Annotated in this window: 17 protein-coding genes; 6 read left to right on the top strand and 11 right to left on the bottom strand. The window is 59.7% G+C overall.

Annotated elements, in window-relative coordinates; translation table 11 throughout:
• Positions 1 to 8 precede the first annotated feature (8 nt).
• The 6 genes from D0544_RS07135 to D0544_RS07110 are packed head-to-tail and all read right to left on the bottom strand — an operon-like array spanning position 9 to position 7,065.
• On the bottom strand, positions 9 to 1,760 hold the full coding sequence (locus D0544_RS07135; protein WP_125015288.1) for a BatD family protein: 1,752 nt from the start codon (positions 1,758 to 1,760) through the stop codon (positions 9 to 11).
• Positions 1,754 to 3,676 carry a VWA domain-containing protein gene (locus tag D0544_RS07130; RefSeq protein ID WP_125015287.1) on the bottom strand — a complete coding sequence of 641 codons (1,923 nt, stop codon included), beginning with the start codon at positions 3,674 to 3,676 and terminating at the stop codon, positions 1,754 to 1,756. The genes D0544_RS07135 and D0544_RS07130 overlap by 7 nt, the downstream gene beginning before the upstream one ends.
• The gene (locus D0544_RS07125) at positions 3,673 to 4,701 is read right to left on the bottom strand and encodes a vWA domain-containing protein (RefSeq protein WP_125015286.1); all 1,029 of its coding nucleotides are present in this window, start codon (positions 4,699 to 4,701) and stop codon (positions 3,673 to 3,675) included. The genes D0544_RS07130 and D0544_RS07125 overlap by 4 nt, the downstream gene beginning before the upstream one ends.
• Positions 4,691 to 5,173, bottom strand: coding sequence for a DUF4381 domain-containing protein (locus tag D0544_RS07120; RefSeq protein WP_164880863.1), 483 nt, complete (start codon positions 5,171 to 5,173; stop codon positions 4,691 to 4,693). Before D0544_RS07120 ends, D0544_RS07125 begins: the two co-directional genes overlap by 11 nt.
• On the bottom strand, positions 5,166 to 6,095 hold the full coding sequence (locus D0544_RS07115; protein WP_125015284.1) for a DUF58 domain-containing protein: 930 nt from the start codon (positions 6,093 to 6,095) through the stop codon (positions 5,166 to 5,168). The genes D0544_RS07120 and D0544_RS07115 overlap by 8 nt, the downstream gene beginning before the upstream one ends.
• A gap of 7 nt (positions 6,096 to 6,102) precedes the next feature.
• Positions 6,103 to 7,065: an AAA family ATPase gene (locus D0544_RS07110; protein ID WP_125015283.1), complete on the bottom strand. Its 963-nt coding sequence runs from the start codon at positions 7,063 to 7,065 to the stop codon at positions 6,103 to 6,105.
• 202 nt (positions 7,066 to 7,267) lie between these two features.
• Here D0544_RS07110 and D0544_RS07105 point away from each other — a divergent pair, with 202 nt between their 5' ends.
• The 3 genes from D0544_RS07105 to D0544_RS07095 all read left to right on the top strand — a co-directional run bounded on the left by D0544_RS07105 (position 7,268) and on the right by D0544_RS07095 (position 13,498).
• Complete coding sequence (locus tag D0544_RS07105; RefSeq protein WP_125015282.1) at positions 7,268 to 12,082, top strand: NAD-glutamate dehydrogenase; 4,815 nt, start codon at positions 7,268 to 7,270, stop codon at positions 12,080 to 12,082.
• A 109-nt stretch (positions 12,083 to 12,191) separates the two neighbouring features.
• Positions 12,192 to 12,410, top strand: coding sequence for a DUF2835 domain-containing protein (locus tag D0544_RS07100; protein ID WP_125015281.1), 219 nt, complete (start codon positions 12,192 to 12,194; stop codon positions 12,408 to 12,410).
• Between the two features lie 65 nt (positions 12,411 to 12,475).
• Complete coding sequence (locus tag D0544_RS07095) at positions 12,476 to 13,498, top strand: quinone-dependent dihydroorotate dehydrogenase (protein WP_125015280.1); 1,023 nt, start codon at positions 12,476 to 12,478, stop codon at positions 13,496 to 13,498.
• Between the two features lie 93 nt (positions 13,499 to 13,591).
• Here the strand turns inward: D0544_RS07095 and rmf are convergent, their stop codons facing one another.
• Positions 13,592 to 13,798 (bottom strand): ribosome modulation factor, encoded by a 207-nt coding sequence (gene rmf, locus D0544_RS07090; RefSeq protein WP_125015891.1) that lies wholly within the window; start codon positions 13,796 to 13,798, stop codon positions 13,592 to 13,594.
• Positions 13,799 to 14,126: 328 nt separating this feature from the next.
• Positions 14,127 to 14,414 carry a hypothetical protein gene (locus D0544_RS07085; RefSeq protein WP_125015279.1) on the bottom strand — a complete coding sequence of 96 codons (288 nt, stop codon included), beginning with the start codon at positions 14,412 to 14,414 and terminating at the stop codon, positions 14,127 to 14,129.
• Between the two features lie 230 nt (positions 14,415 to 14,644).
• Between D0544_RS07085 and rlmKL the strand changes: the two genes are divergently transcribed.
• Entirely contained in the window at positions 14,645 to 16,852 is a 2,208-nt protein-coding gene (gene rlmKL, locus D0544_RS07080) for a bifunctional 23S rRNA (guanine(2069)-N(7))-methyltransferase RlmK/23S rRNA (guanine(2445)-N(2))-methyltransferase RlmL (protein ID WP_125015278.1), read from the top strand.
• 24 nt (positions 16,853 to 16,876) lie between these two features.
• Here the strand turns inward: rlmKL and ppsR are convergent, their stop codons facing one another.
• The gene (gene ppsR / locus D0544_RS07075; RefSeq protein ID WP_125015277.1) at positions 16,877 to 17,695 is read right to left on the bottom strand and encodes a posphoenolpyruvate synthetase regulatory kinase/phosphorylase PpsR; all 819 of its coding nucleotides are present in this window, start codon (positions 17,693 to 17,695) and stop codon (positions 16,877 to 16,879) included.
• A 209-nt stretch (positions 17,696 to 17,904) separates the two neighbouring features.
• Here ppsR and ppsA point away from each other — a divergent pair, with 209 nt between their 5' ends.
• On the top strand, positions 17,905 to 20,277 hold the full coding sequence (gene ppsA, locus D0544_RS07070; protein WP_125015276.1) for a phosphoenolpyruvate synthase: 2,373 nt from the start codon (positions 17,905 to 17,907) through the stop codon (positions 20,275 to 20,277).
• 94 nt (positions 20,278 to 20,371) lie between these two features.
• Positions 20,372 to 20,863, top strand: coding sequence for a ribonuclease E activity regulator RraA (gene rraA, locus D0544_RS07065; protein ID WP_125015275.1), 492 nt, complete (start codon positions 20,372 to 20,374; stop codon positions 20,861 to 20,863).
• A gap of 34 nt (positions 20,864 to 20,897) precedes the next feature.
• Here rraA and D0544_RS07060 read toward each other — a convergent pair whose 3' ends face one another.
• Positions 20,898 to 21,371, bottom strand: coding sequence for a MaoC/PaaZ C-terminal domain-containing protein (locus D0544_RS07060; protein ID WP_164880862.1), 474 nt, complete (start codon positions 21,369 to 21,371; stop codon positions 20,898 to 20,900).
• A gap of 22 nt (positions 21,372 to 21,393) precedes the next feature.
• Positions 21,394 to 22,320, bottom strand: a complete 927-nt coding sequence (locus D0544_RS07055) for an alpha/beta hydrolase (protein ID WP_125015273.1) — start codon at positions 22,318 to 22,320, stop codon at positions 21,394 to 21,396.
• Positions 22,321 to 22,600: the final 280 nt, after the last annotated feature.

Here is a 22,600-nt window from a genome sequence, read left to right as displayed (position 1 = left end):
AACGCTAATCAACCATACAGCGCTTTAAGCTGGGGAGCACTCCCGGTGTCGAGGTGCTGCCGCCTGAGTCGATGAATGATCCCCAGCAGCGTAGCCGGGGTAGGGGAGGGTTGCTGCTGGGGGCTGTATAGCGACCGCTCCTGCTGCTGAATAAAGGCATTCAACTCGGTATCACTCAACTCTTGGTTGAGGCTGGCCAGCGATCGGTCCGCCGGTTGCTGCAGCAGTTGTCCCAGCCACTGGCGCAGGTGTTGAAGAAGGGTTGGGCCATCCACCTCCTGCTCGATGGCGGCAACCAGCGATTGGAAAGCAGACTCCTCCCCCGACGTAAGCGGGGGGCGGGAAGCCGCACTGACGGGGAGCGGCTTGCGGCGCTGTAGGCCCCATATAAGAGTTGCTATCCAAAGCATTGCCAGCAGGGCACTGATCCATGGCCAGGGTAGATCTGTACGGTCGGCTTCGTTCGATGGGGCGAGCGGGCCAGTGGTAGCTTCCGTGGTGGGGGGCGGCAGCAGAGGCTGGGGCTGGGGGGTGGGAGGCGTTGGTGACAGCCTGGCCGTGGGCAGCACGGTCAGGGTCTCCTCGGGAAGAGTCGCCTGGCTAAACTGACCACGTTCGGTATCGAACCACTGGATGCTGCGTGCCGGCAGTCGATAGGTACCCGGCTCCGTGGCGACGTAGGCGCTGGCGAAGCGGACCTCGCCAAGAACCCCCTGCTCGGAGCGGTGATTTTCAGTTTGTGACTGGTCGGGATAGGCTTTGAGCCCCGCTACCTCATCCGCCTGTAGCGGAGGAAGCTGGGCAAAGGTCAGCCCGTCTGCCCGCATCACCAGGGTACGGGTAATGGCATCACCCACTTTCATGGCCTTGGGATCGCCGCTCCACTGCTGTTCCAGGGTTAACTCCCTGGCTGGTAACCAGGGCTTACCCTCACTTCCAGCCGGGGCCGCCTTAATCTCTATGCGGATCTCCGCGGAGCGGATGGCGAGTCGCTTACCAGGCCGCCCCCCCAGGAACGGGTCAAACCGACCCTGGTTGTTGGCCGCTGTCGCGGTGAATATCTGCGAAGGGATAACCAGCTCACCGCTGCGCTGGGGGTAGATCGCGTATCGTAGCTCGAATACGCCGTGGCGGGTGCCGTTGATCACTTCAGAGCGTGCGTTGGGTTCCCCCAGCTGTTGCACAATGGCATCTTCGATTTTCAGTTCGCTGAGCTGGCTGTCATCAAACAGCGGTACCGAGTGGTAGATGCGCAGGTTATAGATGATCTCCTGCTGGACGTAGGCCTCCTCACGGTCGAGTTCGCCTTCAATAAAGACCGGAGCAGCACTGTCTGTCCTGGGCGTTTGTGTCTGGGCGCCCGCGGCGCCAACCTCCAGGGTAATGGGGTCGGTCGCCAGCCCTTCGAGTACGATCGGGGGGATCACCACAAAGCCACTGCGTTTCGGGCGCAGCTCGATGATCCAGTCGGTCCAGGAGACACTCTTGCCGTTGGTGATGGTGAACTGGCTGCTCTGGCGTTGTCCGAGTATCTCAAAATGCTCCATCAGGGGAGAGAGGTCGGGGGTTGTGAAAAACTGCTGTTTGTCGCTGCGCAGCGTCAGCTCGACGGTTTCGCCGAGGCTGATTTGGGTGCGGTCTACCGAGGCGACAAAGCTCTCCGCCATGAGCGGGGAGATCCACAGGAGAGCGCACAGGGCAAACACAACCCTGAGCAGGGCGGGGTGTTTTCGGCTAATCATGGGGTTAGGGGTTACCATATTTTTTCTCCAGCCTGCTGGGGGGCGCGCTGGCGCTGTTGCAACTCAAACTTTCTTCTGAGCAGACCCGATGGGTCGTCCTTTATACGCCTGAGCCAGCCTTCGGTGGCCTGCCGGTCTTCCGACAGGGGGAGTGTCGCTTCATCGGTTGCTGTGTCGGCCAGGCTACGGCTATCCTGTGCTGCCGAATCATCGGCGCTCGCTTCTTGCGACGGGGAGGGGACGCTGGACGCCTGTTCGACGCCTTGTTGATCGCTTTTAGGGGGCTCCAGACGGCCCCCTTCAGCAGAGCTAGCGGCGGGGTTCGCCGGTTGGTCGACCTGCTCCGAGGGCGGTTGTCCTGTGGTGTTGCCGGACGATCCCGGCGCGCCCCGGGACGTCTCCTCAGGGTCACCCATCTCGGCCGAGTCGGTGGACCGGGTAGCCTCCCCGGCGCCCTGGGCTTGCCCCTCCTGGCCTGTCTCGCTGTTGCCGGCATCGGTTTGCGATCCGCTCTGCTGCTCCGAGCTCGGTTGGGACTCTTCCGAGGCTGAGGCCTCCTCACTCTTCTGCAGCAGTTGCTCAATCAGGTCTCTGTTTTTGAGGGCGTGCGGGTGGTTCGGCTGCTGCTCGAGCACCTGCTCATACAGGCTGAGGGCTTCTTGCAGGTTGCCGGCCATCGCCTCGGCATTGGCCTGGTTGTAGCGGTCATCCAGGCTTTCCCCCTGGGCGAAGCTGTTGGCGGCCTCGGCATAGTCACCGGCCCTGAACTGGGCGTAGCCTCGCCACTGGGGGTCGTGGAAGTGGCGGGCTGCCTCAGCGGGCTGGTTCTGTTGCAGCAGGTCCGCGCCCTGCTGGTCGGGTGTTTTCCAGAGAGCGTCCCAGTCCAGTGCGTAGCTGGGTTTGGCGGGCAGAACCAGCAGAGGCAGCAGCAGGGTCAGTAGCCAGCCGCGCCGAAAGCTGGCCAGGGTCAGGCACAGCAGTGGCAGCAGCAACCAGTAACCCGCATCCGCCCACTGGTCAAAGGTGCGTTCCAGCTGGCTCTCCTGACTCGCGGCGGGCGCATCTGCCTGAATCCAGAGCCAGTCGCTGTCCTTGACGCTGATGGTGGCATAACGGCCACCCAGCGATCGCGCCAGGGCCTGGAGAGTCGGCGCGTCAAGGCGGGGGATCACAATGGCTCCGTTGCCGTCGCGTAGATAGCCCCCCCCTTCCACTTGAATGGGGCCCCCTTGCGGGGTACCTACCCCGATAATGGAGAGCGTTACGGAATTTTTCGCCATCAGCTGGCGAATCAACTCCGCCTCAGAGGGGCTGATCTCGTCGGTGAGGATCAGGATATGAGCCCCTTTTGCTGGCTGATTGCCCAGCATCTCAAGGGCCAGGCGCACACCTTGGCTGGCACGGCTGCCTGCGACGGGCATCAGTGACGGCTCCAGAACCGAGAGCAGGTTGGTGATGGTGGCCCGGTCGTCGGTCAGGGGGGCCACCCGATAGGCGTCGCCAGCGTAAGCGATCAAGGCGGTGGTGCCCTCGTCCCGACTATCGATGATGTCCCGAATTTTGTGACGAGCACGGGTTAGCCGGTTGGGGGAAAGGTCGGTTGCGTAAAGCGACCAGGAAAGGTCGAGAATGACCACCAGAGGGGCTTCGTTTTTGTATACGGCCTCCGGTAAGCGTTGCCAGCTGGGGCCCGACAGGGCCAGGCAAGCCAGGGTCCAGGCCGTCACCATCCAACCCAGGCGCGAGGAAGACTGGGCTGACTGCCGGCCATCCTGCAGGTGTTTAAGCAGGTGTTCCGGTATTACCCGGCTCCAGGCCGAGTGGGCCCGGCGGAAACGGGCGAGCGCCCAAAGAACCCCCCAACCCAGCGGGAGCAACCACAGTGCATGGGGGCGCAGCAGGTGAAGGTCGGACAGCCAGTCCTGCAGAATCATGGCATCCTCTCCTGTTGCGGCAGGCGTTGACCGAGCTGCCCAATGAGCCGGCCCAGCCAGAGCAGGAGCACCAGCCCCATCGCGGCCCCCAAGGGCAGGTGAAACAGGCTGCGATGGGGGCGAACCCTTTGTGCCTCCTGTGCCACCGGTTCAAGGGTGTCAAGTTGGCGGTAGATTTGCTCCAGCTGTTCGGGGTTGCGCGCCCTGAAATAGTGCCCCCCGGTGAGCTCGGCGATCTCCGTCAATCCCTTTTCGTCCAGGTCAGAGGAGGGGTTGACACGCCGTGCCCCAAACGATGAGCCGAAAATACCAGGCTGGATCATCTCATCGGCTCCCACCCCTATGGTATAGATGCGTACCTTTTCCCGCTGCGCCAGCTGAGCCGCTTGCAAGGGGGAGATCTCCCCCGCGGTATTGGCACCATCGGTGACCAGAATCAGCACCCGGCTGCTGGCGGGGCGGTCACGCAGGCGTTTGACTGCCAGGCCGATGGCATCGCCGATGGAGGTTTCGCGCCCGGCCATGGCGATCTGGGTCTCATCCAGCAGTATGCTGATGCTCTTGCGGTCAAAACTAAGGGGAGATTGCAGGTAGGCTTGGGAACCAAACAGGATCAAACCCAGCCGATCCCCTTCACGGCGGGCGATGAACGGCTGCATCACCCGCTTCACCGCACTCAGTCGGTCCACCGGCTGTCCGGCAACCTGCATGTCGCGGGTCTGCATACTGCCGGAGAGGTCGATGGCCAGCATCAGGTCGCGGGCAAGGGTGGGCATCGGTATCGCCTCACCGACCCCAACGGGTCGCGAACTGGCCAGCAGGAGCAGCAGCCACACCAGCAGGAGGGGGGCCAGCCGTCCCCAACGAGGCCTGAGGCGAATGGGGGCGGAGGCCACTACCTGCTGCTGATGGGGTAACTGTATGCCAGACTGGAGGGGGCGCTGCACAGCCGGCGCGAGCCAGTAGACCAACAGCGGTAGTGGTAGCAACACCCAGATCCAGGGCCACTCCAGTTCAAGGCTCATGGCGTTCGATCCAGCTTTTTGTGTATTGATAGAGGGGCGCCGGGTTATCCGTCAGAGGGCCGCGGTAGCGTCCCGTCTCGATTTGGCGGGCCTCCCTGCTCTCTCCACCGGGATAGTGGGCCTCAAGGAAGTGCCACCAGTCTTCGCCGTGGAGTGGTGCAACCCCTGCATCCGGGTAGGCGGTGAGAGCTACCCGCTTGAGTAGCTGGTTTGCCTGTTCGACAAAATCGCTGATGACGCCCTTTTCCTCGAACTCCAGCCAGCAGGTCTCGAGCTCTTTCAAAGCGATCAGGCGGTAGGCGTTCCGTGCCTTAACGCTCCGGCGGCGCCGGTAAAGCCAATAGACGGCCGTGAGGACAACCAAACCGAGTAGCCCCAGCAGATACCAGCCAGGCGCCAGTGGCCACAAGAGGCTGACGGTGGGAGGCTCGGCCAGCGGAGCCAGCTGCTCAAGCAGTTGGCTCTTATCCACGGCCAGCTCCCCGCTGTCCCGGGAAAAGGGCTTGTAGTTGGGGAAGCGTAGCCTGTCCGGCGTCGATCTCCTGCAGGGGGATACCGAAACGTCCCAGGCGCTGCTCCACCCGTTGCAGTTGCTCGGTGCAGCCTTGCTGGTAGTGCTGGCGGACGCGCGCGGAGCGGGTGTTCAGCAGTATCGCTTGCCCCTGTGACTGTTTAAGCGGGTAGAGACCAGCCTCGGGAGGGTTATGTTCCAGTGGGTCGGTTACCCGAAGAAACAGCAGGTCGTGATGCTTACCCAGTCGGTGCAAGTGGGGCTCGCAGGCTTCATTGAGGGATAGGCCATCGCTAATGATGAACAGCGCTGCCCCCGAGTCGATGGCGGGATATAGGCTTGCCAGGGTGTCGGCGAGGTAGTTGGCGGGCGCAGGGGGGGTGGAGCTGGTCAGGCGCTGGTTGGCGTCGACGATGGCCTGCAACCAGTGAAGCAGGGTCTGCCGACTACGATAGGGGCGAAACAGGCGCTCCGGCGCTCCCGTAGCGAGTAGGCCGCCAATACGGTCGCCATGCTCCAGAGCGGCCCAGGCGAGCGCGGCAGCGCACTCGGCGGCGGTTACCGATTTGAAATTGAGGTGGGAGCCGAAAAACATTGCCGGGCTCTGGTCGAGTAACACCACCACCGGCCGCTCTCGCTCCTCATGGTAGAGTTTGGTGTGGGCGATGCCGCTGCGCGCCGTCACCCGCCAGTCGATGCTGCGGATATCGTCTCCGGCCTGGTAGCGACGGACCTCGTCGAAGTCAATGCCGCGGCCGCGTAATCGACTTCGGTGCTGGCCTGAGAGGGCACTGCGAACATGCTGTGCGCTATAGATGCCGAGGGTGCGCGCATCGCGACCCAGCTCAACCAGTTGATGGAGATCGGTGTAGGCCCCGGACATCTTAGCCTCAGGCGACAGGAACACAGGCGATCAGCCGCTCGATAAAGCGGTCATTATCGATCTGCTGTGCCTGGGCGCTGTAGCTAAGAATGATGCGGTGACGCAGGGTGTCATAGGCGACCGCCTGCACGTCATCGGGGGTAACGAAATCACGGCCGCTTAGCCACGCGCGGGCTCGGGCACAGCGGTCCAGGGCGATGGTTCCCCGGGGACTGGCACCGTACTCGATCCAGCTGGCGAGCTCTTCGTCATAGTGGGAGGGCGAACGGGTCGCCAGTACCAGATTCACCAGGTACTGCTCAACCGCGGGTGCCATATGGATCGCGAGTACCTCTTGCCGAGCCTGCAGGATCTGCTCTTGCGACACCCGCTCGGGTGGCAGCGGATCGGTACCGGCCTGGGCATCGCGGCGCGCTATCGCCAGGATGCGCTGCTCGGTTTCGGCATCGGGGTAGCCTATTTTTACATGCATCAGGAAGCGGTCCAGCTGCGCTTCGGGGAGGGGGTAGGTTCCCTCCTGTTCGATGGGGTTCTGGGTGGCCATCACCAAAAACAGTGGGGGGAGGGGGTAAGTGGTGCTGCCGACGCTTACCTGGCGCTCGGCCATCGCCTCCAGTAGGGCTGACTGTACCTTGGCCGGAGCCCGGTTGATCTCATCGGCTAACACCAGGTTGTGGAAAATAGGCCCCCTCTGGAACTCAAAACTGGCGGTTTCCGGGCGGAAAATATCGGTGCCGGTGATGTCAGCAGGCAGTAGGTCCGGGGTGAACTGGATGCGATGGAACTGGGCATCAACCCCCTGCGCAAGGCCCTTAATCGCTCGGGTTTTGGCGAGTCCTGGCGCCCCCTCGACCAGCAGGTGACCATCGGCGAGGAGGGCAATGAGCAGGCGATTGACCAGGTGCTGCTGGCCCAGAATGATTTCGGAGAGGAACAGCTCCAGGTTGTGGATCGCTTCACGATGGGACATGGTGGCTTACCGATAGGGAAGGGTTACTGCTATTATTGGGCTTTCTGCCAATATTTCAATGGTTTGTAAGGGAAACATCTCGTGGTTTGTTGGCATTTCGAGCCTCGCCCCAAGGGATGGTCTACGCTTAACGGATTCTAAACTACGGCGTGGGTTTCTCTCTCTGCCATACAGCGTTCAGGTTGCAAATAGGGAGTATTTTATGGGTCAGTTTTCCGCTGAAAACAAACAGGAGTACATGGACAAGCTGGTGGCGGAGGTCAGAAAACATGTACCTGACAAGCAGGCGGAGATGGTTGAACACTTTGTCCGGCAATTTTTCTCCGTGGTTGGGTTTGAAGACCTGCTGAGTTTCAGCAAGTCGGATATTGTTGGCAGTACGCTCAGCTTTTGGAAGCTATACCAGAGCAAGCCGGCGGACCAGCCCAGAATTGAGGTGTTTAACCCGGTGTACGAGCACCATGGCTGGCATTCCACCCACACGGTGGTGCAAATATTTCTCTCGGATAGCCCCTTTATTGTCGACTCGGTGAGGATGCGGCTCAATGAGCTGGGCTCCACCATCCACTTCCTGCAGAACAAGGTGATGGGCGTTCAGCGCTCGGCGGCGGGAGGGCTGCGAGAGGTGATGGCCTCCGGGCAGGGGGGGAGCCGGGAGGCCCTGATCTACCTGGAGATCGACCGCTTAGCCTCGGATGACGAGTTGGATAGCCTGAAGCAGTCATTGATGCTGGTCCTGCAGGATGTTTCCCTGGTGGTGTCGAGCTTTGCCGCGGTCTCCCAGGAGGTCGAGGCGTTGATTCAGCGGCTTGAGAAAGAGACCCGGGAGGATTCGGCTGAAACCCAGGCATTTTTGCGCTGGCTGCTCGATAACAATTTCACCTTTTTGGGGTTTGAAGTGCTGGATATCGATGCCGAGGCGGACCCTGACTGCCTTACCCTGCAACCGGCAAAGCGCTTAGGGCTCTTCACCAGTAGCGCCTACAGCGACTACAGCAAGCGCCTCAGCAAGCACTGCTACGATGCGGACAATCGCGAAATTCTCTCTTTTTCCAAGTCGCCGGTGCGCTCGAGTGTGCATCGTCCGGCCTATCCCGACTGCATTTTGGTGCGGTTGTGTGATCGCGAGGGCCAGCTGAGGCAGGAGGCAAGGATACTGGGCCTTTATACCTCACCGGTCTACACAGAGAGTCCCGACCATATTCCCTATTTGCGGGAGAAGGTGCACTGCGTAGAGGCTCAAAGCGGGCTGGATCGTGCCAGTCACCACGGCAAGGAGCTGAAGCAGATTCTGGACACCTTTCCCCGTGATGAACTGTTCCAGACTCCAACCCGGGCGCTTTTTGAAACGGTGTCGGAAATTCTGCAGATTCAGGAGCGGCGCCAGATCAAACTCTTTATCCGCATCGATCGTACGCGGCAGTTTGCCAGCTGCTTAATCTACGTACCTCGGGATGTGTACAGTACCAGCTTTCGAGAGGCCAGCCAGGAGATCCTGGAGCGGGGACTGAATGCCCAGGACTCCGAATTTACCACTTACTTTTCCGAGTCGGTCCTCTGCCGGGTGCAGTTTAACCTGCGTCTGGATCCGGAGGTGGAAACCAGCTTCAACCGGGAGCTGCTGCTGAGTGAAATCGTACAGGTATCCCGCAGCTGGGAGGATGAACTAAGTAGTGCTGTACTGGAGGTCAAGGGGGAGGTCAGCGGGAACAGGATACTCGCGCGCTATGGAACGGGGTTCCCCGCCAGCTACAAGGAGCGATTCGTACCCCGGACGGCGGTGGTTGATATCGATCACCTGGATAGCTTGGGTGAGGATAACCCCCTGACCATGAGCTTTTACCAGTCCCTTGACGAGCAGGAGGGTCACCTTCATTTCAAGGTATACCACTACGGTTACACTCTGCCGCTATCCGACCTCATTCCGATGCTTGAAAACCTGGGACTCAAGGTGATTGGCGAGTTCCCCTATGTGATCAAGCGGCTGGCCTCCGAACGTATCTGGATCCATGATTTTGTGCTCGACTACGGGGCCCGGGCGGTGGACCTGATGAAGGTTAACCGTATCTTCCAGGATGCCTTTCTCCAGACCTGGCTGGGCAATGCCGAAAATGACCGATTTAACCGCCTGGTGTTGGCAGCCCAGCTGAGTTGGCGGGAAGTGGCCATGCTAAGGGGATATGCACGCTACCTGAAGCAGATTCGGTTCGGGCTCGGACAAAGTTATATTGCCGATACACTGGCCAGTCATGTTGAGATCACGCGAACCATTGTCGAGTTGTTCAGTGTTCGCTTTGATCCCGACCTGGAACGCTCTCAGGAACAGCGGCAGGAGCAGCAGCGCCTGCTCGAAGAGCGGGTAGTTAAGGCGCTCGATGAGGTGAGTGTGCTCAACGAGGACCGAATACTGCGGCGCTACCTCGACCTGATCAAGGCCACCCTGCGGACCAACTTTTACCAGCAGGGGGAGTCCGGTGACCCCAAGAGTTATATCAGCTTCAAGTTTGCTCCCCGGCAGATACCTCAGATACCGCTGCCCGCCCCGCTGTTTGAGATCTTTGTCTATTCACCCCGGGTCGAGGGGGTGCACCTGCGAGGCGGCAAGGTGGCGCGCGGGGGGTTGCGTTGGTCCGATCGCCAGGAGGATTTCCGCACCGAGGTGCTGGGGTTGGTAAAAGCACAACAGGTCAAGAACGCGGTGATTGTGCCGGTCGGTGCCAAGGGGGGATTCTTCGCCAAGTGCCTGCCGGATAGCAGTGATCGGGAGGCATTTCTGGCCGAGGGTATCGCCTCCTACCGAACCTTTATCCGGGCGCTGTTGGATATTACCGACAATCTGGTTGATGGCAGCGTTGTTCATCCCCCGCGGGTAACTCGCTACGACGAGGACGATCCCTATCTGGTGGTTGCGGCCGATAAGGGGACCGCGACCTTTTCCGATATTGCCAATGAGTTGGCGGCTGAATACGGCTTCTGGTTAGGCGATGCCTTTGCCTCTGGGGGCAGCGCGGGTTACGACCATAAAAAAATGGGCATTACAGCCCGCGGAGCCTGGGTGTCGGTCCAGCGCCATTTCCGGGAGCGGGGTATCGATGTCCAGAAGGAGTCGATCTCGGTGGTCGGTATTGGTGATATGGCCGGCGATGTGTTTGGTAACGGCATGCTGCTCTCCCAAAAATTGGCCATGGTGGCGGCCTTCAACCACCTGCATATCTTCATTGACCCGGAGCCAGATGTAGAAGCCAGCTGGAAGGAGCGCAAACGCTTGTTCGATCTCCCGCGCTCAAGCTGGGAGGACTACAACAGAGCGCTCATCTCGAAGGGGGGCGGGGTCTTTTCCAGGGCCGCAAAGTCGATCCCCATCAGCCCGCAGATGCAGTCCCGCTTTGGTATTACTGAAATGCGCATGACACCCACCGAGTTAATCACAGCGTTGCTCAAGTCGCCGGTCGACCTGGTGTGGAACGGGGGAATAGGCACCTATGTCAAATCCAGCCGTGAAAGCCATGCCGATGTTGGTGACAAAGCCAACGATGCGCTTCGTGTGAACGGAGATGAGCTGGCCTGCAGGGTGATCGGAGAGGGGGGTAACCTGGGGGCCACCCAGCTGGGGCGTGTGGAGTACTGTCTCCATGGAGGCGCCTCCAACACCGACTTCATCGACAATGCCGGAGGGGTCGACTGCTCCGACCATGAGGTCAATATCAAGATTCTGCTCAATGGGGTGGTCAGCAACGGCGACATGACGCCCAAGCAGCGCAATGTGATGCTGGGAAAAATGACCGGTGAGGTGGCCGAACTGGTGCTGGAGAACAATTACCGCCAGGTACAGGCGATTTCGCTGGCCCAGTCCCAGGCTCGAGTTCGGATGGATGAGTATCGGCGCTTTATTGCACACCTGGAAGCGGAGGGGAAGCTCAATCGGGCCATCGAGTATTTGCCGGACGATGAGGGGCTTAGCGAACGCCTGGCCGCCGGGCAAGGGCTCACACGGCCTGAGCTATCCCTTCTGATCTCCTACAGCAAAGCGGACCTGAAGGAGCAGCTGCTGGCCTCCGGGGTGCCCGATGACCCCTATCTGGCGAAGGAGGCAAACACCGCTTTTCCCCGCACACTGGTGAAAAAGTATGGCTCCCTGATTGAGAGCCATCGCTTGCGCAGGGAGATCGTCTCGACCCAGATCGCCAACCATATGATTAACATGATGGGTATCACCTTTGCCCATAAACTGAGTCAGTCCACGGGGGCCTCGCCCGCCGAGATCGCTCGCGCCTATGTCGTTGCCCGGGATGTGTTTGGGATGGCGGGTTACTTTGAGCAGATTGAGCAGCTGGACCATAAGGTCAGTAGCCAGGTTCAGCACGAGATGATGGGAGAGCTGATCCAGCTGACCCAACGGGCTACCCGCTGGTTTATTCGTATAAAACGGAACGACCTGGTTGTGCAGGAGGCAGTTGCCCATTACGGCCCCAAGGTCAGCGAGTTCATCGCGCTGTTTTCCAAGTTGCTTAATGATAAACAGAGAACGCTGTGGGAACAGGGGTTAGAGGCGTTGGTAGCGGTAGGTGTTCCCAAATCCCTGGCCGGTGTGGTAGCGGGCAAGCGTTTTCTCTCCGCTAGTCTTTCCATTACTCAGGCGGCCGACCAGACCGGGCAGCCCCTGGACAGTGTCGCACGGCTTTTCTTTGCCCTGGGGGATCGGCTGGATATCAACTGGTTTGCTCAGGAGTTGGGCAACCTGGATGCATCCAACCAGTGGCAATCAATGGCTCGAGAGAGTATTCGGGACGAGCTCAACTGGCAGCTTCGGGCATTGACCGTAGCGATTCTCAAGGGGGCTAACGCCAAGCTGGAGGTGGAGCAGCAGCTGGAAGGCTGGTTAAGCCAGAATGCGGCGCTGGTTCGTCGCTGGGATGCCATGCTGACTGACCTTCGCAGCCAGGGGAGTTGTGAGCTGGCGATGTTTACGGTGGCCAACCGCGAACTGGTGGACCTGGTGCAAAGCAGCCATTCTTAATCGCTTCACGCGGGGTGTTGGCAGGGGCGCTTGGCGCCCCTGTTGCCCTCTTGAGCCCTGTGCCTCCGTTTGATAAAAATAGCCTGTATCGGTAGCGGGTGGGTCATTAATGCAGAGCGTGATAGTCGATATTCAGATTCCAGCGCAGCAATACCAGGCACACTATGCCGGTGTTATTCGGCAAATACATGCCCGCACAGCGGATGGGCGAAGCGTAAGGTTTCCCAGCGAGATCCTCAGGCCCTTTGTGACCCATGACGGTGTTGCCGGGCGGTTTCGTATCGATTTTGACGAGCAGGGCCGTTTTCAGCAGATTGAGCGGCTGTAACGGTGTGGCTGCCCTTTTTTGTGTAGCTGCGTATAATTGCGCCGTCGACCAACCTGGGAACTGATATGTATTCACTGGCACGCCGTTTTCTCTTTACCCTCGACCCCGAAGTCGCCCATGACCTGAGCCTGGACCTGCTGGGGGCGGCCGGGCGCCTGGGGCTGGGTTCCCTGATGGCTGCCAGGGTGGCTCCCCGGCCCTGTTCAGTGATGGGGATCGATTTTCAAAACCCGGTCGGGCTGGCTGCCGGCCTTGATAAGAACGGTGATTGCATTGATGGCCTTGGTGCTCTTGGGTTTGGGTTCCTGGAACTGGGCACGGTCACCCCAAGGCCTCAGCCGGGTAACCCCAAGCCCCGCCTGTTCCGGATCCCTGAGCGCCAGGCGATCATCAATCGCATGGGGTTTAACAACAAGGGGGTTGACCACCTGGTTGCGAATGTGCAGCGTGCGCAATACAAGGGGGTTATCGGCATCAATATCGGGAAAAACTTTGATACTCCTGTTGAGGAAGCCCGGAGTGACTACCTGACCTGCTTTGAGAAGGTCTACCCCCACGCCGACTACATCGCCGTTAATATCTCCTCGCCGAACACCCCGGGTCTGAGAAGCCTCCAGCACGGTGATGTGTTCAGGGCGTTACTGGAAGCGCTCAAAGAGGCACAGCACCGTCTAAACCAACAGACCAGGCGCTATGTGCCGATTGCCATCAAGATCGCTCCTGATATGGAGGAGGAGGAGCTCCGAGCTCTGGCGCAGGTATTGCTCGAGCAGGAGATGGATGGGGTTATTGCCACCAATACTACCCTCGATCGAGAGCCCGTTGCCGGTCTTGAGCACGCGGCTGAAACTGGCGGGCTCAGCGGTGATCCGGTCCGCACCCGCTCTACGGCCACTATTCGCATGCTGGCGGACGAGCTGGCAGGGCGGCTGCCGATCATTGGTGTCGGTGGGGTGAGTGATGCGGCCTCTGCGGCCGAGAAGATTCAGGCGGGTGCAAGCCTGGTGCAGGTTTATACCGGCTTCATTTACAAAGGCCCTGCCCTTATTTCGGCGGCATCTGAAGCAGTGGCGGCACTGCGCGGCTGACTTCAGTCTAAGCGCCATAGCAAAGGGGCCCGAAGGCCCCTTTTTTGTTGTGTTGTTGGTGTACGAATTACTCTGGACGTCAAGAGTCTGGAGTTAGTGCATATCTGCCACACGATGAACACCGGATACGCCGGTGAGTCCGTCCCAGTTGTCGGAGCGGCCTTCCCGCCAGCCCGTCAACCAAGCTTGTCTCGTTTCAAGGGTTCCATGTGGGCACTGATCGCGTGATTTCCCGGACACGCCAGTGTTATATCCTTTTGCGAATGCACGTTCCATTTTGTCTCTTTTCTGTCTTTTCATGGTTGTTTTGGCCTCAGCTATTAATGTTATTACCGCTTTACCGTCGGGGGTTTGGAAAAGCATGACGATGAACAAAACCCCGGTGCCTCCAGGGGAGGGCTTGTACAACACAGAAAACAGGGACCTGGGTCAGGGGAAGGGATAACGATGAAAATAGAGGGAACCCAGATGCTGCTACCGCCTCCTTTTCTCGGTAGCCTGTAAATTATTTCTATCCCAAAGGGCGCAGGCTTGTCGAGAATTGATTGCGAATAAATTCGCACAAGCTTATTCAAAGTGGGGAGATAAATCTCGACTGAAAGTTAAGTGTTTTATGTAAATTATTGAATTAAAAGGTTGAAACCAGTTTTATACGCAGTTGCATAATGGTGCCAAGAAGTTCGTCCTGAATCTCGTAGTCACTGTCGATGCTGGTGTATTCGAGGCTCAGGCCGGTATTGGGATTAAGGCGGATGCTGTTGGGTGCTACATCGCTCAGGTCGTTGGCTGCTGGCGCGCTCTCAAGATTGGACAGGTTAAGCATCGGGTGCAGGCTGTTACCGAGAGTCTCCGCCTTGACGGCAGCAGAGGCCATCAGGAAAGTGGCGATGAGGATGCTGAGGGCTTGGGTTTTCATGGTGCTGCACCTGCGGGCTTATCTATGCATTGCGATTAACCTGAGGTGATACTACCGGGAGTGGCCCGCAAATTATGAGTGGGGCTTCACAGAGCCCGGTCGATGCAGCCACTGTGTTATGATTTGTATCTGTTTTGTGACGCAATTCCATTGAGTGAGTGACCTTTTTCTTTGTTCGCACCGGCGCCTACTCTGGTTTATCATGCGCCCCTTTTTCACAGGTACCCTCCATGACCCATCCCCTAGATCTCTTTGCCTCCTGTCCCAAGGGTCTGGAAGGCCAGCTGTTGCAGGAACTGCTGTCGCTGGGGGCTGAGGAGGCCCGCGAGACCGTGGCCGGTGTCTCCTTTAAGGGGCCGGTGGAGGTGGCTTACCGGTGCTGTCTCTGGTCCCGACTGGCCAACCGTATTCTGCTGCGCCTTACCCGCTTTGCCGTCGAGTCCGGGGATGATCTCTACCGCGGAGTCGCCGCTGTGGACTGGTCCGAGCACCTGGCCCCGTCCGGATCATTGCGGGTGGACTGTCGGGGTGAGGTCAAGGGGATCAACAACAGCCACTTTGGCGCACTCAAAGCCAAGGACGCGATTGTGGACCAGATGCGTGAGAGAAGCGGCCAGCGCCCCTCTGTGGATCGGCAGAATCCCGACCTGAGGGTCAGCCTGGTGCTGGCCAAGGGGCATGCCATCGTATCGATTGATCTCTCTGGGCAAAGCCTGCACCAGCGCGGCTATCGCAAAGAGGCGGGGGCGGCACCCTTAAAGGAAAACCTGGCGGCCGCGGTACTTTACCGCTGCGGCTGGCCCGAGTTGGCCACTGCCGGGGGGAGTTTGGTTGACCCCATGTGCGGCTCTGCGACCTTGTTGATTGAGGCGGCCCTGATGGCCACCGATACGGCTCCTGGCCTGGCCAGGGAGCGTTTTGGCTTTCACGGCTGGCAAGGTCATGTGCCGGCGGTTTGGCAACGGGTGCGCGAGGAGGCCCTTGAGCGCCAGGCTCGCGGTATTGAGGGCTATCGCGCTTCAATCACTGGCTTCGAGGGTGACGGCAAGGTGGTACAGCGTGCACAGAACAACATCCAACGCGCCGGTATGGGGCACTGTATCCAGCTCCAGGTGGCTGAGCTGGCGACCCTTAAACGTCCGGAGTTGGCGGCAACTCCTGGTCTCCTGGTGACTAATCCCCCCTATGGTGAACGGTTGGGGGAGGAGGCGAGCCTGCTCTATCTTTACCGCTATCTGGGGAGTGCCATGCGGGAGCAGTTTCTCGGTTGGCGGGGGGCGGTGTTGACCGGTAACCCCGAGCTGGGCAAGCGGATGGGGATTCGGGCGAGGCGCCAATACAGCTATTTCAATGGGGCCCTGCCCACACGCCTGTTGATGTTCGAGATCGACCCCGAGTGGTTTGTCCGCGGGCGAGAGGGTGCTGAAGCGGGAGCCCAGGGGGTGAGCGGAGCAGCGCCCCTGAGCGCAGGTGCCCAGATGGTGGCGAACCGCCTGCGCAAGAATCGTCGCCAACTCGCCAAGTGGGTGCGGCGTGAGGAGCTGCAGTGTTACCGGGTTTACGATGCCGATATGCCGGAGTATTCGGCGGCGGTGGACCTTTACGGGGATTGGGTTTGCGTGCAGGAGTACCAGGCACCCAAGTCCATTGATCCGGACAAGGCGACGGGGCGCCTCAGGGAGCTGCTCTCTGCTATCCCGGAGGCGCTGGAGGTGGATCCCACCCGCATAGTGCTCAAGGAGCGCAAGCGCCAGAGCGGCAAGGAGCAGTACCAGCGCCAGGACCGACAGGGGGCGCAGCTGGAGGTGGTCGAACACGGGTGTCGCCTGCTGGTCAACCTGACCGACTACCTGGACACGGGCCTGTTTCTGGATCACCGGCCGATGCGGCGCCGGATCGGCCAGGAGGCTAAGGGGAAGCGTTTCCTTAACCTGTTCTGCTATACCGGCGCTGCAACAGTCCACGCGGCGCACGGAGGGGCGCGATCATCGGTGAGTGTCGACCTGTCGGCCACCTACCTGGAGTGGGCCCGTAAAAATCTCTCGCTCAACGGCTTCAGCGAACGCCATCAGCTGGTACGGGCCGACTGCATGGAGTGGATTCGTGATAACAGGGAGACCTTTGACCTGATCTTTATCGATCCTCCCACCTTCTCCAACTCCAAGCGTATGGAGGGGGTGTTCGATGTCCAGCGGGATCAGGTGGTATTGATTGACGCGGCGATGAAGTCGCTGGCCCAGGATGGGGTACTCTATTTTTCCAACAACTTCCGTCGTTTCCAGCTCGATGAGGGGGTAAGCCAGCGTTATCAGGTGGAGGAGATCAGTCCCCAGACCCTGGACCCGGATTTCGCCCGTAACCCCAAAATCCATCGTTGCTGGCGACTCACTCATCGCGCCCCATCTGCCCAGGGAAAAAAGGCCATTTGGGGGCAGTAGCCCTTGCCAGTAGCCCCCGGCGAGCTATTTCAGGCGGCGGGCAATGCCTGCATCGGCAATGATGCGGGTGGCGATCTCCTCGACTGAAAAATGGGTGGTGTCGATGCAGGGGATGCGCTCCTTTTCCAGCAGGCGGGCGACCTCGGCAATCTCCATCTGGCACTGCCGAGGGGAGGCGTAACGGCTGTTGGGGCGTCGTTCGCTGCGAATGGCCACCAGCCGCTGGGGCTCGATGGTGAGCCCAAACAGCTTGTGGCGATAGGGGTGCAGCGGGGCTGGGAGGCGAAAGTCCTCCATATCCTCTTCGGTGATCGGGTAGTTGGCGGCGCGAATGCCGAACTGCAGGGCCAGATAGAGGCAGGTAGGGGTTTTGCCGCAGCGTGAGACCCCAATCAGGATGATATCCGCCTTGTCGTAATGACGGGTGCGGGCGCCGTCGTCATTGTCCAGTGCGAAATGAACGGCGTCGATGCGCTCAGAGTAGTGGGTGTTCTCGTCAATTTTACGCTTTTTGCCAATGGCGTGGGAGGAGTGCAGCTGCAGCTCTTGCTCCAGAGGGGCTAGAAACGTCGCGAAGATATCCTGTTGGCGTGCGTTGGCCTTGGAGACAATGGCCGCGATGGCTTCATCAACGATAGTGCTGAATACCAGCGGCGGGATTCCCTGTTGGGCGGCGCAGCTGTTGATTCTGGCCACTACCTGTTCTGCCTTGGCGGGCGTATCGATGTAGGGCAGGGTCTGGCGATCAAACTCTACATGGTCGAACTGAGCCAGCAAACTCTGGCCGAAGGACTCGGCGGTGATGCCGGTTCCGTCGGAGATAAAAAATACGTACCGCTTCATACAGGGTCCGGCTCCTATAGCGAAAGCGCCATCTTAGGCAAAAAGCGCCTGCGGTACAAAGACCGGATTCCGGGGTCGCTAGTTGTACGTAGGTATCAACCGCAGGGTGAAATTACCTCCCCTTGAGGTATACTCAGGCGCCTGCAGTGGCCAGCAACCCGCAGTATCGGTGTGGGCCACATTTTCTGCGCATCACCGGAGGTTCCACCTTGATCGATTATGTATTACCGCTACAAGAACTGGGTGCGGGCGACGTTGAAGTCGTCGGTGGGAAAAACGCATCCCTTGGTGAGATGATCAGCAATCTGTCGGGCGCCGGGGTTAGTGTCCCCGGGGGATTTGCCACCACGGCGGACGCTTATCGGGAGTTCCTTGAAGAAAGCGGTCTTAACCAGCGTATCCACGAGCTGCTGGATGAGCTGGACGTAGACGATGTGAATGCGCTGGCTGTGGCCGGTTCGACCATTCGCGCTTGGATCATGGATCAGCCCTTCCAGCCCGAGCTGGAACAAGCGATCGAGGAGGCCTTTGCAGCCCTGCAACAGGGTAATAGTAACCTCGCCGTGGCCGTGCGCTCCTCAGCGACGGCTGAAGACCTGCCGGATGCCTCCTTTGCGGGCCAGCAGGAAACCTTTCTCAATATCCGCGGGCTGGAGAATGTAATCCATGCGGTGAAGGAGGTGTTTGCCTCCCTCTTCAATGATCGCGCTATAGCCTATCGGGTACACCAGGGGTTCGATCATCGACTGGTTGCCCTCTCCGCCGGCATCCAGCGTATGGTGCGCAGTGAAACCGGCGCCTCTGGCGTGCTCTTTACCCTCGACACTGAGTCGGGTTTCCGCGATGTGGTCTTTATTACAGCGGCCTACGGGTTGGGTGAGACTGTGGTGCAGGGAGCGGTGAATCCCGATGAGTTCTATGTCCATAAACCGACGCTGGAGGCCAACCGACCGGCCATCCTGCGCCGTAATCTGGGCAGCAAGGCGATCAAAATGGTCTACGGCGAGCAGGCCAGCGTAGGCCGCTCGGTCGATACCGTCGATGTTCCCGAGAGTGACCGTATGCGCTTTTGTATCAGCGATGCGGAGGTGGAGGAGCTGGCCCGCCAGGCGTTGATCATAGAGCGCCACTATGGACGCCCCATGGATGTGGAGTGGGCCCGTGATGGTGACGACGGAAAACTCTACATCGTGCAGGCCCGTCCTGAAACGGTTAAGAGTCGCGCCCATGCAGCGACCATGGAGCGCTACCTGCTGCGGGAGCGGGGCACGGTGCTGGTTGAAGGGCGCAGTATAGGCCAGCGTATCGGCAGTGGGCCGGTCAAGGTGATCTATGACCTCAGTGAGATGGACCGGGTCCAGCCGGGTGATGTCCTGGTGACCGATATGACGGATCCCGACTGGGAGCCGATCATGAAGCGCGCCTCCGCTATCGTTACCGACCGTGGTGGGCGCACCTGTCACGCCGCCATTATTGCCCGTGAACTGGGGATTCCCGCGGTGGTGGGTTGTGGCGACGCCACCTCCCGACTGCAGAATGATCAGCAGGTGACCGTCTCCTGTGCCGAGGGGGATACCGGCTTGATCTATGAGGGTGCCCTGGAGTTTGAGCTGCGCAAAAACAGCGTCGATTCCATGCCCGAGCTGCCCTTCAAGATTATGATGAATGTGGGTAATCCCGACCGGGCGTTCGACTTCCAGGCCATTCCTAACGAAGGGGTCGGCCTGGCCCGCCTGGAGTTTATTATTAACCGCATGATCGGCGTTCACCCGAAGGCACTGCTGAACTATGACTCACTACCGGCGGACATCAAGGCCAATGTCGACGACCGCATTGCCGGCTATCCCGGTCCCGTGGAGTTCTATATTGAGAAGCTGGTTGAAGGGGTCTCCACCATCGCGGCGGCTTTCGCACCCAAGAAAGTGATTGTTCGCCTGTCTGATTTCAAATCCAACGAGTATGCCAACCTCATCGGGGGGCGCCTGTATGAGCCCGAGGAGGAGAACCCCATGCTGGGTTTCAGGGGGGCGTCCCGTTATATCTCGGACAGCTTCCGGGACTGCTTTGCCCTTGAGTGCAAAGCGATGAAACGGGTCCGGGATGAGATGGGGCTGACCAACGTCGAGCTGATGGTGCCCTTTGTGCGCACCGTGGGTGAGGCGAAGCGGGTAGTTGAGTTGTTGGAGACGCAAGGGCTCAAGCGGGGAGAAAATGGGCTGCGGCTGATTATGATGTGTGAGCTGCCGGCCAACGCCTTGCTGGCGGAGCAGTTCCTGGAGTACTTCGACGGTTTTTCCATAGGGTCCAACGATATGACCCAGCTGACCCTCGGGCTTGATCGCGACTCGGGCATCATTGCCCATCTCTTCGACGAGCGTAACGAAGCGGTTAAGGTGCTGCTGGCCAACGCCATTGCGGCGTGCAGGAAAGCCGGGAAATACATCGGTATCTGCGGCCAGGGTCCCTCTGATCACCCCGACCTGGCAAAGTGGTTGATGGAGCAGGGGATCGATACCGTTTCCCTGAACCCGGATTCGGTTATGGAAACCTGGTTCTACCTGGCGGATAAGGAACTCTCCTGATGCTGGTGGTGGGGCCTGCCGTTGGCGGGCCCCGCTTCGATACATTCACCCGGGGGGCTTTACCCCCGCTTTTAAATACCCTTTGGAGACTAAGGTGGAGTACGTAACCCCCGATTTGTGTGATGAATACCCGGAGCTGGTCGAAGTGGCTGACCCGATTTTTAACAACTATGGCGGCAAGCGCTCCTTTGGCGGACAAATCGTCACCGTCAAGTGCTTCGAGGATAACTCCAAGGTCAAGCAGCTGGTCGAGCAGGACGGACACGGCAAGGTGATGGTCGTGGATGCCGGTGGTTCGATGCGTCGCGCCTGCCTCGGCGATATGCTGGCCGAAAAGGCCGCCAGCAACGGCTGGCAGGGTATTGTAATGTACGGCTGTATTCGCGATGTGGATGTGATCGCGCAGACCGATATCGGGGTCAAGGCCCTGGGGGTCCACCCGATGAAAACCGATAAGCGGGATATTGGGGATCTGGATATTCCCGTGACCTTTGCGGGACTGACCTTCTGCCCGGGGGATTACCTCTACTCGGACAACAACGGTATTGTGATCTCCCCGGAGCCGCTGGAGATGCCCGGCGCCTGACCGGGCATTCAGTGCGCCTGCGTGGCGGGCGCGCTCAGCCGATCCTGATTGGCGGCAAGGCGGGGGCTTCCAGGGTCATCTTCTCCTTGGGGGCCATCACCTCGGCCTCGCCGCTGACCACGGTTTTCCCCTCCTGATTGACCACCTGGGTGATAAACGTCACCTGGTTGCGCCTCTCTTGCTTCTCCTTGACCTCCAGTTGGACGGTAAGGGTATCACCCAACTTGACCGGGCGTTGAAACTTGAGGCTTTGCCCAAGGTAGACGGTTCCCGGGCCTGGCATGACGTTGGCCAGGGCTGCCGAGATCAGTGAGCCGGACCAGGCTCCGTGGGCAATTCGCTCCTTGAACGGGGTGGTGCTGGCGAACTCCGGATCCAGGTGTAACGGGTTGATATCCCCCGATACTGCTGCGAACAGAATCAGGTCTTTCTCTTCGAGAGTGCGGGTGAAGGTGGCGGTGTCTCCGATCGCGAGTTCGTCGAAGGTGTAGTTGGTCAGTTTGCTCACAATGGGGGCTCCTTGGAAAGGCTTAGCTAGCAGAGAGAGTGGGAGTGGATGATAGCCAATCAAGCAGCTCGCTGACCACTTCGTCGCGGTTGATTTCATTGAAGAGTTCGTGACGCGCTCCCGGGTAAAGCTTGATGGATACCTGCTCACGGGGTGGTTGTTTGAGGGCCCGGTAGAGATCGTGCAGACCTCGCGGGGCGCTGACCGGGTCCTCTTCGCCGCCGATGATGTGCAGCGGCAGGTTGGGTACCTGCGTTAACCGCATGGGGCTTGAGATCTCCAGTAGCCCCCCCAGCAGGTCGATCCACAGCTGGCTGCTGCAGGGGAAACCACAGAGCGGGTCGGCGAGGTAGCGGTCCACCTGCTCGGGGTCGCGAGATAACCAGTCGAAGGGTGTTCGGTTGGGCTTGAAAGCGCGGTTAAAACTACCGAAACCGAGCCGGTCCATCAGCAGGCTGGGAGTGCGAGCCCCCAGGCGCCAGCGCTCGATCCGTGCGACCCCGCGAGCGATGCGATAGAGGGTGGGCGATCCATAGTTGGAGCCGGACAGTATGACCCCCGCCAGAGGTTCGGGGTCGCGCATCAGGTAACCGAGGCTGATGTAGGAGCCCATGCTGTGGCCCAGCAGGTACAGGGGCAAACCGCAGAACTCCTGCGCTACCCAGCGATGAACCCGGCGCAGGTCTTCGCACACCAGGGACCATCCCTGGTCATCTGCAAAATGGCCCTGGTGAGGGGAGGCGCAGGTGCCATGACCGCGGTGATCATGGGCCACCACTTGATAGCCCTCCGCCTGTAGCTGCTTTGCCAGCGCCCCGTAGCGCTGGCTGTGCTCCGCCATGCCGTGGGTAATGTGGACCACCGCCCGGGCGGAGCTGGGTCTATCCCAGCGGTAAAGCGGGATAGGATGGGAGGATTCGCTCTCCAGTTGTAGGGGGTGCCAGCTCATAGAGGCTCCTGTTAACGGCTTGAAGGGGTATAATTGCGCGTTATGCCAGCGCACTCAAGTCGTTGCCTGTAATGGGCGATTTTCAGGAAGTTTGCCTGTTTTTTATGGGAGTTTGGACTATTAGCCGGTGGGGAAAGCTGGTAATCTCCGTGCCGGAATATTCAGTGCCGATGTCGGACGTACGCTCGCAAACGCGACTGCTATTAGCGGAAAGCAGCGCAGGGCGGCCCTGCAACAGAGCGCGACAACAATAATGATCGAGTTGGTGAGGAGAGCAGAT

The organism is Aestuariirhabdus litorea (assembly GCF_003864255.1).
Taxonomy (GTDB): domain Bacteria; phylum Pseudomonadota; class Gammaproteobacteria; order Pseudomonadales; family Aestuariirhabdaceae; genus Aestuariirhabdus; species Aestuariirhabdus litorea.
The sequence above is the reverse complement of the archived record's forward strand: the minus strand, read 5'-3'. Positions and strand labels throughout refer to the sequence as shown.

Bases quoted from the DNA above. Each gene is read 5' to 3' on its own strand.
- D0544_RS07135 (WP_125015288.1), bottom strand. From the start codon at position 1,760: ATGGTAACCCCTAACCCCATGATTAGCCGAAAACACCCCGCCCTGCTC.
- D0544_RS07130 (WP_125015287.1), bottom strand. From the start codon at position 3,676: ATGATTCTGCAGGACTGGCTGTCCGACCTTCACCTGCTGCGCCCCCAT.
- D0544_RS07125 (WP_125015286.1), bottom strand. From the start codon at position 4,701: ATGAGCCTTGAACTGGAGTGGCCCTGGATCTGGGTGTTGCTACCACTA.
- D0544_RS07115 (WP_125015284.1), bottom strand. From the start codon at position 6,095: ATGTCCGGGGCCTACACCGATCTCCATCAACTGGTTGAGCTGGGTCGC.
- D0544_RS07110 (WP_125015283.1), bottom strand. From the start codon at position 7,065: ATGTCCCATCGTGAAGCGATCCACAACCTGGAGCTGTTCCTCTCCGAA.
- D0544_RS07105 (WP_125015282.1), top strand. From the start codon at position 7,268: ATGGGTCAGTTTTCCGCTGAAAACAAACAGGAGTACATGGACAAGCTG.
- D0544_RS07100 (WP_125015281.1), top strand. From the start codon at position 12,192: ATGCAGAGCGTGATAGTCGATATTCAGATTCCAGCGCAGCAATACCAG.
- D0544_RS07095 (WP_125015280.1), top strand. From the start codon at position 12,476: ATGTATTCACTGGCACGCCGTTTTCTCTTTACCCTCGACCCCGAAGTC.
- rmf (WP_125015891.1), bottom strand. From the start codon at position 13,798: ATGAAAAGACAGAAAAGAGACAAAATGGAACGTGCATTCGCAAAAGGA.
- D0544_RS07085 (WP_125015279.1), bottom strand. From the start codon at position 14,414: ATGAAAACCCAAGCCCTCAGCATCCTCATCGCCACTTTCCTGATGGCC.
- rlmKL (WP_125015278.1), top strand. From the start codon at position 14,645: ATGACCCATCCCCTAGATCTCTTTGCCTCCTGTCCCAAGGGTCTGGAA.
- ppsR (WP_125015277.1), bottom strand. From the start codon at position 17,695: ATGAAGCGGTACGTATTTTTTATCTCCGACGGAACCGGCATCACCGCC.
- D0544_RS07055 (WP_125015273.1), bottom strand. From the start codon at position 22,320: ATGAGCTGGCACCCCCTACAACTGGAGAGCGAATCCTCCCATCCTATC.